Here is a 14,406-nt window from a genome sequence, read left to right as displayed (position 1 = left end):
TTCAGGAAGTCCTGGCCTCGTAGACGGCGGCGGCGACAGCCAGGTCCTCCCAGGCCATGCCGACGCTCTTGAACACGCGCGGGCGGTCGTCCGCCACGGTGGCCTCGTGCCGGACGAGCGCCGCGAGTGGGATCAGGTCGGTCGTCCCGGCGAGGATCACGTCGCCCGCTTCGCGGCGGGCGGTGGGGATCGACTCGACGACGACCGTCTCCATCAGTTCCGCGGGTAGCTCGCGGGCGTCCGGTTCGTGGGAGCCGACCGCCACGACCGTCGTGTGTGGACGGAGCAGGCCTGCGGCGAACAGGGGAGTGCTGGCCGTCGTCGCGCAACAGACGATGTCCGCGTCCCGGATCGGGGCCGGATCGTCGGCGCGGCCCAGCATTGTCGTATGGGTTACCTCGCGGATGGCCTTGATCGCCGCCACGTGGCCATGTGCCTGCGGGCCGTTGCCGAAGACCACGAGCCGGGCGGGGGACCTCGGCGCAAGGTGGTCCACCGCGAGTGCGGACACCGCCGGGGTGCGGAGGGTGGTCAGGGCCGGGCCGTCCAACAGCGCGACCGGAGCGAGCGTCGCGGCGTCCATCAGCACGTACACGCCCTTGATCCGAGGGGTGCCCTCGTTCACGACCGTCCCCAGTTTCACGCCGGTGTACCGCGTCCCGGAGGACGGCATCAGCAGCAGTTGGCCCGAGGGCACCGGGACGACCGTCCTGGCCGGGTCGGCGTCCACGTCGAGGCCGTCCAGCAGTGCTTCGCGCAGCGCGTGGACGGCTCCGGCGTAGGTCAGGGCCATGACTGTGTCGTGATCGAGGAACGGCAGCACCCCCGCACCGTAGTCAGGACGCGTTCCAGCGTTCCTTGGTCTGGTAGGCCCAGAAGATGGCGAACAGGATGATGAGCGCCGCCTCCACGACCAGGATCCCGTGTTCCCAGCCGGTGATCAGGGTGATCGCCACGATGACCACGCTGCTGGCGACCATGAGCGCCGCGATCACCAGGTAACCGGGCGCCCACTTCCTCTCGCCAGGCTGCTCCTCGGCCTGTCGGCGGGAGTTCAGGATGACCACGACGACGATGCAGGCGAACAGCGTGATCGCCGCGGTGTAGTGGGCGTTGCGGTCGAAGGCGGCGCGGTCGAGGACGAACCAGCCGACGCCGCCGAGGAAGATCACCACGGCCGCGATCATGCCGAGGCGCTGCGCGGTGGTCGGCGGGGTCGCGTCCTGACCCCGCAGCGTGAATGCCCCCGCGACGAGCGCGATGATGCCCGCGACGAACAGGGCGAGGACATTGTTCTGGATGTTCTCCGGCGCGGCGGACAAGGCCTCCCCGACCGACCGGCAGCCACCCGGGCCCGGCGTCGGCACCAGCGCGACGACCGGCGCGAGCATGCCGCCCAGGTTCATCAGGGTGTCCTCCCAGTCGGTGGTGCCCCGCAGGGCGATCATGCACACCCCGATGGTGATGAGCGCACCGACGAAGATCGACTGGACCGGCGTGTAGTAGTACGCGCTGATGGAACCCTGCAGGCAACCCGACTTCGTGTTCACCCATTCGATGATCACCGAAGCGATGAGCATGACGATCACGGCGATCATCGAGATCCGCAGGTAGCGATACGTTTTGACGGCGAATGAATCCATCATGCAACCCCAAAAGGGACATTTCGCATCGGATGAGTGGGGACGCCATGGCTCTACCGGGGAAATCGCCCCCGGCCTCGGTCTTGTTGCGCCCCGCACCGGCACGCGTGCGAGGTGTTATGTCACCGTGACTACCGAACGTCACGCCGACTGCGCTGAGTAGCGCAATTTTTCGACGAATCAGCGCAAGTATCTATCAGTTCAATGTGATCTGGGTTACGGTCCCGCCGTGACTTGGACACGGACGTGGTTGGTGGTCGGAGCGGTCGTCGCTCTGGGTGTGGGCGACGGGGTCGCCGCGGCTGAGCGGCCGAAGGCGGAGCCGGTCGTCACGCGGGCCGGGCTCGCGCCGCAGCTGGTCGATGGCAGGGGCGCGGACGTCCCGTTCCTGGAGCAGGAGGCCGAGAACGCGGCCACCGACGGCACGGTCATCGGGCCCGACCGCACCGCATACACGCTGCCCGCCGAGGCGTCCGGCCGCACCGCGGTCCGGCTCCTGCCCGGCCGGCACGTCGAGTTCACGCTGCCAGCCGACGCGAACGCGATCACCGTCCGGTACAGCATCCCGGACGCGCGCGACGGTGGCGGCATCACCGCGCCGCTCGAGGTCTCGGTGAACGGCAAGCGCCGCGCGACGATGACGCTGACCTCGCAGTACGCGTGGCTCTACAACCAGTACCCGTTCTCCAACGACCCCGGCGCCGACCTGCTGCACCCGGACTGGTGGATCACCGAGTGCGCCTGCGTGCCGTCGCAGACGAACCCGCCGCCCGTGATCTCGAAACCCTTCCGCCCCAGTCACTTCTACGACGAAGCGCGGCTGCGGCTCGACCGCACCTATCGCGCCGGTGACACCGTCCGGCTCACGGCGGGCAACCGCGCAGAGTGGACGGTGATCGACCTGCTCGACTCCGAGCTGGTCGGGCGGCCGCACGTCGAGAAGAGGGCGCTCGACGTCCGGCTGTTCGGCGCCGACCCCACGGGCCGCCGCGACGCCGCGCCCGCGATCGAGCACGCCATCGCGCTGGCCCGGTTCCTGAACGTGCCCGTGTACCTGCCGCCGGGCACGTTCCAGGTCAACCGGCACATCGTCGTGGACGACGTGACGATCACCGGCGCCGGCAACTGGCACACGGTCGTGAAGGGCAGGGAGGTCGCGCTCGACCCGCCCGCGCCGGACGGGTCCGCGCACACCGGCGTCGGGTTCTACGGACGGGCGGCGCAGGACGGCGGCTCGCGGAACGTGCACCTGTCCGGGTTCACCATCGAGGGCGACGTCCGCGAACGCATCGACACCGACCAGGTCAACGGCATCGGCGGCGCGATGAGCGACTCCACGATCCGCGGCATGCACATCCACCACACCAAGGTCGGCCTGTGGTTCGACGGGCCGATGTCGAACACCGTGATCGAGGACAACGTGCTCACCGACCAGGTCGCGGACGCGCTGAACTTCCACACCGGCGTCACGGACTCGGTGGTGCGGAACAACTTCGTGCGCAACACCGGCGACGACGGGCTCGCCATGTGGGCCGAGCACGAGCAGAACGCACGCAACACCTTCGACCACAACACGGTGCAGACCCCGGTGCTGGCCAACGGGATCGCGCTGTACGGCGGCACCGACAACACGGTGTCGCACAACCTGGTCGCCGACCCGGTCCGGGAGGGCAGCGGCATCCACGTCGGCTCGCGGTTCGGCGCGGAGCCGTTCACCGGGCACGTGCGGATCACGGACAACACCACCGTCCGGGCCGGCACCTACGAGCTGAACTGGAACATCGGCCTCGGCGCGATCTGGTTCTACGCGCTGGACCGGGACATCGACGCGGACATCCAGGCGGTCGGCAACCACTTCCTGGACAACACCTACAACGCGATCATGTTCGTGAGCGACTGGCCGGTGAAGGACCTCTACGCGATCCGCGGCGTGCGCTTCGCGGACACCAGGGTCGATGGCACGGGCACCTCGGTGCTGAGTGCCCGCGTGATGGGTGACGCGACGTTCGAGAACACCGACGCGCGCAACGTCGGCGCCGTGGGCGTGAACAACTGCGGCTCGTTCAACTTCCCGGCGACGGGCTCGGAGTTCACCGTCACCGACGCGGGTGGCAACGACGGCGGCTGGCTCGCGCCGTGGATGCTGCCGAACACCATCACCTGCGACGACCGGCCGCAGGTGGTGCCGCCACCGGCACCGTCTGCGTGGTGAGGTAGAAACGGCGGGTGTTCGAGACCTACCTGCTGCCGGTCAGGACCGCGCTGACGGTGTTTCCGCTGATCGCGCTGATCGTGATGCTCCCGGTCGCGGTGGTCACGTACCGTCGCCGCGGCCGGGCAGGCGGGTGGACGACGCTCGTCTTCTACTGCTTTCTGTTCTATCTGCTCGCGGCGCTGATGCAGACGATCGTCCCGCTGCCCGCCAACCCGGGGGAGTACTGCGCGGAGCAGACGTACGCCTCGACGCCGCAGCTGCGGCCGTTCTACTTCGTCGACGTCCTGGAGACCCGGGCCGGGGTCTCCGGCACGTGGCTCAACCCGGCGCTGTGGAGCACCGCGCTGAACGTGGCGCTGCTGGCGCCGCTCGGCTTCTTCCTGCGGTACCTGGCCGGCACCCGGTTCATGGCGGCGGCCGCGCTCGGGTTCGGCACCTCGCTGTTCTTCGAGCTGACCCAGCTGACCGGTGTGTGGTTCATCTACCCGTGCGCGTACCGCCTGTTCAGCGTGGACGACCTGATCCTCAACACGGTGGGCGCGGTGCTGGGCTGGCTCGTGGCGGGCCCGCTGATCCGCATGCTGCCGGACCTCGACCCGGAACGGGACCGCCGCCGCTACGCCACGCGGGTTACGGCGAGCCGTCGCCTGCTGGCGCTGCTGACGGACATGGTGGCGTTCGGTGTGCTGCTGGTGCTCGTGCTTGGCCTGGTGAAGCTGTTCGGCATCGACGTCTCCCGCGGGTGGGTCGTCGTGGTGCTGGCGGTCGGTTACTTCTGGGTGGTGCCCGTGCTGACCGACACCACGGTGGGCAAACGCGCCATGTTGCTGCGGGTGGCACGCACGGACGGCCACCGGGCGGGTCCGCTGGGGTGGCTGGTGCGCAACGGGGTGCTGTTCTCGCCGCTGTGGCTGGCGTGGCTCGGTCTTTCGGTGGACGACTGGGACTTTTTCAGTGCGCCGCAACAACTCCTGATCCCGATCTGCTCGCTGGCGTCGCTGTTCGTGGTCGGCGTCTGGGCCCCGCTGGCCGTCTTCTTCGGCGACGAGCCCGCTCCGTACGAACGCCTGTCCCGCACACAGAACGTGGCGGTCGTGCCTGCCGGGGAGAACCCGGAGACCGTCCCCGCCTCCGCCTGATCAGCCCATCGTCCATGGATACGGCGTTGTCCGACCTGGTTGCCACAATAAGCTATTGACTATATAGATGTCCAATTCTATTGGGTGCAGGGGCGCGGGGGGAGACCCGGACCGGCGACCAACCCAGGTAGCCGCTAGTTGGGACCTGTCCCGATGAATCTTTGTGCGAGGGTTTGGGTCTGACCAACAGTGACCTCAGGGGAACGTGACGGCACTCAGCCAGCGACGCCTGCGGACCGCAGGCGTCGCTGGGTCGGGACCAACACTTTTAATCGCGGGAAGGCGGGCTAGCTCGTGTGTCCCTTGGGGGCAGGAACGGTTCCTCCGACTCGGGGAGGCCCTGCGCCATCTCCTTGCCTCGGGCGAGTTCCGCGTCGAACTCGGCGCCGAACAGGATGGCCAGGTTCGACAGCCAGAGCCAGATCAGGAACACCACGATCCCGGCGAGCGATCCGTAGACCTTGTTGTACGAGGCGAAGTTCGCGACATACACGGCGAACCCGGCCGACGCGGCGGCCCACACCAGTACCGCCAGTGCGCTACCCGGTGTCAGCCAGCGGAACCCGGGATGCCGCACGTTCGGCGCCGCCCAGTACAGGATGGCGATCGCCAGGCTCACCAGCACCGCGAGCACCGGCCACTTCGCGATGTTCCACACCACGATGCCCGTCGAACCCATGCCGAGTGCCTGGCCGACGTTGTCGGCGATGCCGCCGGTCAGGACCACGCCGACGGCCGCGATCGTGAGCAGGATCATCATCGTGAGCGTCAGTGCGATCCGCAGCGGCACGGTCTTCCAGATCGGCCTGCCCTCTTCGACGTCGTAGACCACGTTCGACGCGCGGATGAAGCCGCCGAGGTAACCCGACGCCGCCCACAGCGCGGTCAGCAGGCCGATGATCGCCGCCGGTCCCGCGATCGACGACGACGACGCCAGTTCCTTCGCGACGTTCACCACGGCGTCCTGGCCCGGCGCCAGCTGTTGCAGGTTCTCGATGAGCGTGTCGGGGTCGCTGACGAGGCTGACCACGCTGGCGAGCACGATGACCGCCGGGAACAGGGACAGCACGCTGTAGTAGGTGAGCGCGGCAGCCCAGTCGAGCAGGTTGTCGTCCATGAACTCGCGGAACGTCCGCTTCAGCGCGGCCCACCACGAGTGCTTCGGCAGGTCTGTGGGGCTCTCGGCACGCATGGCCTGCTCCTTCACGCTGTCGTCGTCGCTCGCCGGGGGTTACCACGGTGGCGGCGGAGCAACCGGCGAGCGGCCACAAGGTGACGGAATCGGCCACGCGTGCCTACGCACCGCTCTGGTCCAGGTCCTGTCAGGGCGTCGCGCGGCCAAAGAACGCCCGAACGGTCCTTGTTCCTCGGCGATCCGGATGGTTGCGTGCATCCGGCCGTTCCACGGCCCGCCAGACCGGCGGGGTCGGGCGGAACGGGCAGATGGAGGTATCCCAAGTGCGAAGAACCACCTTCCGAGCGTTCGTCGCGGCGGCGGTGGCGGTGTCCGCTGCCGGCGTCACCGCGGCGACCGCGGCCCCCGCTGTCGCGCAGGACGCGGCCGAGGCGCATTTCGTCGTCCTCGGCCCGCAGCACGGCTCGCTGGGCAGGACCGAGGCGTCGATCCGCGCGGCGGGCGGCGAGGTACTGCAGAGCTGGCCACAGATCGGGGTCGTCATCGCGACGTCGGCCGACGCGGAGTTCGCGTCGACCGTGCGGGGCAAGCCGGGGGTCGCCGCCGCGGGCGCCTCCAGGAACCTGGCCGAGCTCGGCCAGGCGGCGGCACGTGCGGCCGGTGCGGCGGAACAGCAGGGCATGCTCGCCAAGATCGACGCGGTGGCGACCACCGCGGCGAAGTCGGCGCCCGTCGCGGGTGCGGTCACGCCGGAACCGCTCGAGGCCAACCAGTGGGGCGTGCGGGCGATCAAGTCGGACCAGGCCAACGCGATCTCCGGCGGTAACCGCGAGGTGCTCGTCGGCGTGCTCGACTCCGGCATCGACGCGGCGCACCCCGACCTCGCGCCCAACGTGGACGCGTCGAAGTCGGTGGGCTGCACGAACGAGGGCGTGCCAGACACGTCCCCGGCCGCGTGGGCCCCGACCACCAGCTCCCACGGCACGCACGTCGCGGGCACCATCGCCGCGGCACGCAACGGTATCGGTGTCGCCGGTGTGGCACCGAACGTGCGGCTGGCGTCGGTGAAGGTCGTCGACGACGACGGCTACATCTACCCCGAGTACGCCATCTGCGGGTTCGTGTGGGCGGCGGAGAAGGGCATCGACGTCACGAACAACTCCTACTTCATCGACCCCTGGTTCCTGTGGTGCAAGACCGACCCGGACCAGTCGGCGGTGATCCAGGCAGTGAAGCGGGCCGTCGACTACTCGCACCGTCGTGACGTGATCAACGTCGCCGCGCTCGGCAACAGCAACTGGGACCTGACCCACGAGATCACCGACGCCGGCAGCCCGAACAACGGGACGCCGGTCGAGCGCACCGTCGGCAACGAGTGCATGGACATCCCGGCCGAACTGCCGGGTGTCGTCGGGGTTTCGGCGATCGGGCCGGAGACCCGTAAGTCGTACTACTCCAACTACGGGCTCATCGAGGCCGACGTGACCGCGCCCGGCGGTGACTCGCGACAGGTCGCCGGCACGCCGGACGGCAACGGCCGGATCCTGTCGACCATTCCCGGCGGGGGTTACGGGTACTCGCAGGGGACGTCGATGGCCTCGCCGCATGCCACCGGTGTGCTGGCGTTGATCCGCAGCACGCACCGTAACTGGCCCGCGCCGTTGGCGGCCGCTTCCCTTGGGTTGCGGGCGGATCGGCTCGCCTGCCCGCCGGGGGTCTACGACCCGGACGGCACTGGTGCCTGGCTCGCTACTTGCCAGGGTGGGCCTTCCGGTAAGGGTTTCTATGGTTTTGGCGTCGTTGACGCCCTGGATGCGGTAACTCGTTGAGATTGCTCGCCCCGGTGGTCACCTTGGCTGCCGGGGCGAGTCTCGTAACACTCCCGCATGACGTCCGCCGGGGCGGACCTTTGGGCAGGGTGTTGACGCCGCACGCAGGGGTCGGCCACCGTCGGTTCATGCGTGCCGGTCGGCGGGTTCTGGTCGTGGTCCTCGGTGGGCAGGTTGCCTTGTTCCTCCTGCTGGCCCTGGTGATCGACGACCTTCTCGTGCCATTGCTCGCCATCTCGCTCGTGGCGCTCGCGCTCGTGTTCGTGTTCCTGATCCGCTGGCAGCGAGCCGACGCCCGGCGCGGGGCCCTGCTTTCCTCCGGGGCTCGGGTGCCTGCCCGGTTGATCTCCTCACGCGCCACCGCCACGCGCATCAGGAACCGTACGGTCCAGGCCCACACCTTCGAGGCCCACGCCGCCGGGCGCGTCCTCCGGGTGGAGGCGCGTGCCTTCACGCACCTGCCCGTCGGCACCGTGGCGACCGTCGCCTACGACCCGGCGGATCCGGCCAACGCGACCGTGGTGGACGACCTCGATCGTCCGTGACCAGGCCGGTGCCCTCGGCTTCGGCCCCGCTTCCGTCCCCATCGGACAGAAGGTCGAGTGGGAGGACGGGTGAGCGGCCTGACCGAGGACGAGGTCACAGGACTGTTTCGGTGGCGAGGTCGGTTCGAGGCCCCGTTACTGCGCGTGTACCGTGCCGCCGAGTGACCGTTCGCTTGCGCGCGGACGGGGTTGCGGGGGTACGGCGCCGGCGGGAAGGGGCCACGATGCGCGTTCTCATCAGCGGAGTCACGTCGGACCTCGGGCGAGCGTTCGCGAGAGCCGCGCTGGGTGCTGGGCACGAGCTGCTCGGCGTCGGCGAGGAGGCGCACCCCGATCTGCCGCCAGGCGTGACGTTCACCGCGGGTGACGCGGCGACCGCCGAGTCGCTGGTGGCGGGCACGGACGTGGTGGTCCACCTGTCACCGGTCGAGCGCGACGTGCCGGGGTCGGGTGGCATTCCCGCGCTGCGCAGGCTCTCGACCGCCGCGGCGCGGCACGGGATCCGGTTCGTTACCCCGATCGTGCACGGACCGGACGCGTCCGACGCGGACAAGGTGGTGCGCGACAGCGGATCCCAGCACGTCGTGATCCGCACGGCTCCGCTCGGCGGCCGGATGCTCGACTGGCAGGCCTGCCGCACGGTCGCGACGCTGCTGACCGCGCCAAAGGACACACAGTGGCGGCTGCTGCACCACGACGACCTCGTGCGCTTCCTGCTGCACGCGGTCACGTCCGACCGTGTCGGCGTGGTGGCGCTCGCGGCGCCCGACATCCTGGTCGCGGGCGCCGCCCGCGACACGCTGCGTGGTGTGGCGGCCCGCGGCATCCCGGCATGGCCCGCGATGTCCACATCGGACCGCAAGGGCAGTGCGCGGGACTGGGGCTTCGAGTGCGGCTGGAGCTCCGAGGACGTCGTCGCAGACCTCGCACGGGGCGCCCGTGGCCGCAAGCTGACGAAGGACGGCGCCGAGTCCATCCCGGTGCTGCTGCCGATCCCGGCGCACGTGCTGCCGCGCCGCCGCCCGCCTGCGGACGGCACCACGCTCACGTCCGTGGCACTGCCGAGCATGGCGGTCGAGATGGACGACCGGATCGACCCGCGTTACCCGGTGTTCGCCGCGCAGCAGACCGCCGAGCTGTTCCCCGGGTCCCTCACGCCGCTGTCGATCGACGTGCACACGGCCGGGCTGCGTGCGGCCGGCCGGACCCTCGCCCAGGTCCTCGGCCTGCCATCGGCCGTCGCGGACGAATGGGCGAGCCGCGGCCACGCGGTGTTCGGCCACCACCTGTACGCCGGGGTGTCGGCGCTCGCGGCGGGCCCACCACCCGGCTGGTTCGAGCGCACGGTCACCGACCAGCTGATCGGGCCACGCGCCGACGCCGACCTGTTCCCGCTCGAGCGGCCCGCACGGCGCGGGATCGCCGCGCGGGTGTCGGCGTGGGTCCGGTTCGCTGGCATGGTGCGGCGCTACCGCGCGTCCGTGCGGGACTTCGCGGCGACGTCGGCGGGGGAGCGGACGGCCGACCTGGCCACACTGCCGGACGGCGCGCTGGCCGTGCGGGCGCTGCTGCTGCGGGACCGGCTGGCAGAGGGCTGGACGCTCACCCAGCTCGGGCAGTTCGTCGCGTACTTCACGGGTGCGCCGCTGCGGAAGCGGGCCAAGGCGGACATCGCCGCGCTCGGCCGCGGTGTGGACGTCGAGCACGAGCCGGTGTACCCGGCCGTCGCGGGCCTGGCGGAGCTGCTGAGTGCCGACGACGAACTGCGTGCGCTCGCCGAGTGGGGCGACGTCGAGGCGGTGCGGCAGAAGTCGCCGGAGTTCGGCGCCGCGTTCGACGAGGTGCTCGCGCGGATCGGGCACCGTGGGCCGTGCGAGATCGAGCTGTCCGGCACGCCGTTCCGGCAGCGGCCGGAACTGGTGTTCGCGGCGGCGCTGGGCGCGGCCCGCCGCCCGAAGCCGGAGCCGGAACCCGGGCCCGCACCGGAAACGGCCGAACCGAAACCGGAACCGGCCGAGGCCGCCCCGGCGGACTCGGACACCCCCGGCGCGACCCCGGCCGACGCGGAGAAGACCGAAGAGGACACTGCGAAGTCCACACCGGACACGCCTGCCCGCGTGAAGCGAACCATGCTGGAGAAGCTGGCGATCTCGGGCCGCAGGCAGCGGGACACGGCCGTCGACGCCACCGTCCGCTACACCGACGAGCTGCGTGGCATCGTGCGCGAGTGGGGCGCGCGGCAGGTGCACGCAGGCCGTCTCGTCGACGTCGACGACGCGTTCTACCTGACACTGGACGAACTGCTCACCCCGCCCGCCGACGCCCTGCGCCGGATCGAACGCCGCCGCGCCGACCGCGAACGGCTGCGCCAGGTGCGGATGCCCGCGGTGGTCAGCGGTTCGTGGCGCCCGGAGGCGGCGGTCGACCCGGCGCAGGAAGGCAAGCAGCTGCACGGTTTCGGCGTGTCACCGGGTGTGGTCGAGGGCCTGGTCCGCATCCTCTCGGATGACAGGGCGGAGGTCGAACCGGGTGAGGTCGCGGTCGTGCGGGTCGCGGACGCGGGTCGTACCGCCCTGTTCGGGCCGGCCGCCGCGATCGTGACCGATCTCGGCGGGCCGCTGTCCCGCGCCGCGGTCGTGGCCCGCGAGCTGGGCATCCCGTGCGTGACCGGCGCGCGGGACGCGTCGGCGCGGCTCGCCCCTGGCACGCTGGTCCGTGTCGACGGCACCACCGGCGACGTGGCGGTCCTCTCACCGGCACCGATGTCGATGCACCGCTCCCCAACGCGCTGAGGGACGCGGTGCCCGTCGCCGTTTCGGAATGAGCCCGGCAAGGTGCGGGTAGGATCGGAACCGTTCACGGCGAACGGAGCAGCGATGAGCGCGGACCAGGGCCCCACCGACGAACCTACCGACGAACCCGTCGACGCGGAGATCGTCGAGGAGAGCACGGCGCTGGACTCGCCGTTGCCGGTGGTACCTCCCAGTGACTACACCGCCGCCGGTGTGCCCACGTTCGACTATGTGCGGGACCGCGTCGAGAACAGGATCAACACTGGCATCGGTGCCGAGGAGCTGGCCGACGCCACGCCAGAGGGCAGGGCGGTCGAGGACCAGTTCGAGGCGCGGAACAAGGCGGGGCTCGACAAGCTCGAGGAGATCCGCCGCTCCATGCGGAACAACGGCTGACCGCACCGGTCAGCCGGTGAAGGACCCGGGGCCGAAGCGGCCCCACGCGACGAAGGCGGCCAGGGCCAGATAGACCAGGTCCAACGCCATGAGCTTGTACTCGTGCCGCCGGAGGCGGGTGATCGTCGCCCCAATCATGATCACCACCAGTCCCAGTGCGGCCAGCGGCACCAGCACCGGCGCGATGTCGAGTACGGCAGGCAGGATCAGGCCCACCGCGGCCAGGACCTCGAGGACTCCGATGGCCCTGACGCTGCCCGCGCTGAAGTCCTCGACCCACTTTCCGCTGGCCCCAAGGGCGGCGATCTTCTCCTTCCGCATGATCAGCTTGCCGCTGCCGCCGAGGAAGTAGGCCACGGCAAGCAGTCCGGCGACAATCCACAGAGCGAGGTTCATGAGGTTCCTGACGTTGTCGGCGACGTGTACGAACACGAGATGCCGACGACGCGATCCCTGTGACAGCGCGACGCGGTGACGTGCGTCGCGAACCAGGCCGGGGTCCGGGAACTACTCGGGTTCGTCGAGTCGCGCCATCTCCTGCAGCGCGTCGGTGCCCACTTCGACCAGCGCACGCAACGCCTCGCGCTGCACGACGAACTCGAACGCCTCCGACGGCATCCACCCGCACGTGATCTGTGCCCGGTCGGGCCCGTCGACGGAGATCGCGATCGGGCAGCCCTCCTTGATGATCACGTACGAACTCACGACCAGACTCGTGCCCAGCATGCTGTTCTCCCGCCTTCTTCTGCTTTTCATGCTTCCACCCGATCGGATGAATCTAAACCGACGGCGGCGATAAATTGATCATGACGGCGCTCGGTTCTGTGATGTTTGTGCAGGTCAGACTGGGTGGGCCAGGGACTGGGGCCCGGTGATCGCGCCGAAACGGTCGGGGTTAGGTTTCCGTGGCGGCGATTGACCAAGTCCGCCTTCAATTAGGTTTGTTGGAATCAAGAAAGTCAAGCTCAACTATGTAGCCTGATGGGGTGAACGGCGTGCACGAGTCAGGCCTCCCGCCGGCGCTCCGGTCCGGCAGTTCGGCATTGTTCAAGCGGACGATCGCGCTGTCGCTGAAGAAGTGGCGCCTCGAAGCGAAGCTCGCGCAGAAGGACGCGGCCGGGCGGCTCGACCGGACCATCCAGCACATCAGCAACCTCGAAGCCGGGCAGTTGCCCACGGCCGCCGACCTCGAGTTGCTGCTCGGGCTCTACGGCAAGGCTGACCGGATCTCGTTCATGCGTGAGCTGCTTTCCGCTGCCCGCAAGGCGAAGAACTGGTGGACAGCTCTTTCCGGCGTGGCCCCGAAGTGGTTCGACCTGTTTCTTGGCCTGGAATCCGGCGCCGCCGAGCTGCACAGCTTCGACACCGTCGTCGTGCCCGGCCTGCTCCAGACCCGCGAATACGCGACAGCTGTGTTGCGTGGCAACGCGGAGCTGGACATCGAGCAGGTTCAGCAGGGTGTGGACCTTCGCCTTGGGCGGCAACAGATCCTCGATCGCCCGCACGAGCCGGTCCACCTGTGGACGGTGCTCGACGAGTCGGTGCTCCACCGGCAGCGTGGTGACGAGGCGACCATGCGCGGCCAGTTGAAGCACTTGCTCGACATGTCGGATCAGCCACGCGTCGACATCCAGGTACTGCCGTTCGACGCGGGCGCGAGTCCCGCCCAGGAGGGCGGCACCTTCACCGTGATGAAGTTCCCGCCCGAGATGGAGAACGATCCCGGCCTCGTCTACCTCGAACTGCTCACCGGCGGGCAGTACTTCGAGAAGATCGAGGAGATCACCGAGTATCAGCGTGCGCTGACTCGGTTGCACGCGCTGGCGGCTGACCAGAAGACCACCCGTAAGATCATCGAGAGAGCTATGAAGGAGGTGAAGTGATGCGGGAGACTGAGTTCCGCAAGTCCAGCTTCAGTGGTGGACAGAACGGGTCCTGTGTGGAGATCGCACACGCTGAGACCGCGTTCGGCATCCGCGACTCCAAGAACACCTCCGGTCCCGTACTGACGCTCGACGAGTCTCAGGGCGCGGCGTTCCTGGCGGTCGTGAAGCGGCTCCGCTGACGACCTGCTCGTCCACTCGTCGTGGAAGTACTTCCCACATCGTGGTCTGAGGTGTGCCGGTGGGCAGGACGGTGTCACCATCGGAGTGCCGGACCACGCGTGGAGGTGCTGTGACTGCTGAGACGTTCCTGGCGGAGGCCAGGGCCGAGATCGAGCGGGTCGACGCGCTCAAGGCCTACCGGCTGCAGCGGGAAGGTGCGCTGCTGGTGGACATCCGGCCCTACTACAACCGCCTGGCCGAAGGGGAGATCCTCAACGCGCTGCCGGTCGAGCGGGTGGTGCTGGAGTGGCGGCTCGACCCGAGAAGCCCGCACCGCATCCCGGAGATCTCGGAAGACCGCACGGTGATCGTGTTCTGCAACGAGGGTTTCGCATCCAGCCTCGCTGCCCGCGACCTGCGCCGGATCGGCCTGCCACACGCGACCGACCTGATAGGCGGCTTCCGAGCCTGGGACGAAGCAGGCCTACCAATAACCGACGGCGGCTCCCCAGGAATCACCTAAACCCCGCGAGTCCACGGTCCGGAACCCGCGAGTCCACGGTTGGGAACCCGCGAGTCCACGGTTGGGAACCCGCGAGTCCACGGTTGGGAACCCGCGAGTCCACGGTTGGGAACCCGCGAGTCCACGGTTGGGAACCCGCGAGTC

General features: G+C 69.3%; 14 protein-coding genes. 9 read left to right on the top strand and 5 right to left on the bottom strand.

Annotation, left to right across the window (positions count from 1 at the left end):
- Position 1: 1 nt before the first annotated feature.
- Both WBA97_RS15215 and WBA97_RS15210 read right to left on the bottom strand, forming a co-directional pair.
- Positions 2-823 (bottom strand): ornithine cyclodeaminase family protein, encoded by an 822-nt coding sequence (locus WBA97_RS15215; protein WP_424231455.1) that lies wholly within the window; start codon positions 821-823, stop codon positions 2-4.
- A 13-nt stretch (positions 824-836) separates the two neighbouring features.
- Positions 837-1,646, bottom strand: coding sequence for a hypothetical protein (locus WBA97_RS15210; protein WP_424231454.1), 810 nt, complete (start codon positions 1,644-1,646; stop codon positions 837-839).
- A gap of 226 nt (positions 1,647-1,872) precedes the next feature.
- Here WBA97_RS15210 and WBA97_RS15205 point away from each other — a divergent pair, with 226 nt between their 5' ends.
- Together WBA97_RS15205 and WBA97_RS15200 are read left to right on the top strand one after the other, a co-directional pair.
- Complete coding sequence (locus tag WBA97_RS15205; protein ID WP_424231453.1) at positions 1,873-3,855, top strand: glycosyl hydrolase family 28-related protein; 1,983 nt, start codon at positions 1,873-1,875, stop codon at positions 3,853-3,855.
- 14 nt (positions 3,856-3,869) lie between these two features.
- Positions 3,870-4,997 carry a VanZ family protein gene (locus WBA97_RS15200; protein WP_424231452.1) on the top strand — a complete coding sequence of 376 codons (1,128 nt, stop codon included), beginning with the start codon at positions 3,870-3,872 and terminating at the stop codon, positions 4,995-4,997.
- Between the two features lie 268 nt (positions 4,998-5,265).
- Here the strand turns inward: WBA97_RS15200 and WBA97_RS15195 are convergent, their stop codons facing one another.
- On the bottom strand, positions 5,266-6,189 hold the full coding sequence (locus WBA97_RS15195; protein ID WP_424231451.1) for a YihY/virulence factor BrkB family protein: 924 nt from the start codon (positions 6,187-6,189) through the stop codon (positions 5,266-5,268).
- A gap of 266 nt (positions 6,190-6,455) precedes the next feature.
- Here WBA97_RS15195 and WBA97_RS15190 point away from each other — a divergent pair, with 266 nt between their 5' ends.
- From WBA97_RS15190 to WBA97_RS15175, 4 genes are all read left to right on the top strand, one after another.
- Entirely contained in the window at positions 6,456-7,961 is a 1,506-nt protein-coding gene (locus WBA97_RS15190) for a S8 family peptidase (RefSeq protein WP_424231450.1), read from the top strand.
- 128 nt (positions 7,962-8,089) lie between these two features.
- The gene (locus WBA97_RS15185; RefSeq protein ID WP_424231449.1) at positions 8,090-8,506 is read left to right on the top strand and encodes a hypothetical protein; all 417 of its coding nucleotides are present in this window, start codon (positions 8,090-8,092) and stop codon (positions 8,504-8,506) included.
- 224 nt (positions 8,507-8,730) lie between these two features.
- Entirely contained in the window at positions 8,731-11,298 is a 2,568-nt protein-coding gene (locus WBA97_RS15180; RefSeq protein WP_424231448.1) for a PEP-utilizing enzyme, read from the top strand.
- 84 nt (positions 11,299-11,382) lie between these two features.
- Positions 11,383-11,694: a hypothetical protein gene (locus WBA97_RS15175; RefSeq protein ID WP_424231447.1), complete on the top strand. Its 312-nt coding sequence runs from the start codon at positions 11,383-11,385 to the stop codon at positions 11,692-11,694.
- A gap of 9 nt (positions 11,695-11,703) precedes the next feature.
- On the opposite strand, the gene WBA97_RS15170 is transcribed toward WBA97_RS15175, so the two are convergent.
- Together WBA97_RS15170 and WBA97_RS15165 are read right to left on the bottom strand one after the other, a co-directional pair.
- Positions 11,704-12,090, bottom strand: coding sequence for a DoxX family protein (locus WBA97_RS15170; RefSeq protein WP_424231446.1), 387 nt, complete (start codon positions 12,088-12,090; stop codon positions 11,704-11,706).
- A 111-nt stretch (positions 12,091-12,201) separates the two neighbouring features.
- A complete protein-coding gene (locus WBA97_RS15165; protein ID WP_424231445.1) occupies positions 12,202-12,450 on the bottom strand; it encodes a hypothetical protein in 249 nt (82 codons plus the stop codon).
- A 230-nt stretch (positions 12,451-12,680) separates the two neighbouring features.
- Between WBA97_RS15165 and WBA97_RS15160 the strand changes: the two genes are divergently transcribed.
- From WBA97_RS15160 to WBA97_RS15150, 3 genes are all read left to right on the top strand, one after another.
- On the top strand, positions 12,681-13,577 hold the full coding sequence (locus tag WBA97_RS15160; protein ID WP_424231444.1) for a helix-turn-helix domain-containing protein: 897 nt from the start codon (positions 12,681-12,683) through the stop codon (positions 13,575-13,577).
- Positions 13,577-13,759 (top strand): DUF397 domain-containing protein, encoded by a 183-nt coding sequence (locus tag WBA97_RS15155; RefSeq protein WP_424231443.1) that lies wholly within the window; start codon positions 13,577-13,579, stop codon positions 13,757-13,759. Before WBA97_RS15160 ends, WBA97_RS15155 begins: the two co-directional genes overlap by 1 nt.
- Positions 13,760-13,869: 110 nt before the next feature.
- Positions 13,870-14,262: a rhodanese-like domain-containing protein gene (locus tag WBA97_RS15150; protein ID WP_424231442.1), complete on the top strand. Its 393-nt coding sequence runs from the start codon at positions 13,870-13,872 to the stop codon at positions 14,260-14,262.
- The last annotated feature ends 144 nt before the right edge of the window (positions 14,263-14,406 follow it).

The organism is Actinophytocola sp. (genome assembly GCF_049647105.1).
GTDB lineage: Bacteria > Actinomycetota > Actinomycetes > Mycobacteriales > Pseudonocardiaceae > Actinophytocola.
Note: the sequence above shows the minus strand (reverse complement) of the source record. Positions and strands in the feature narration are given on the sequence as shown.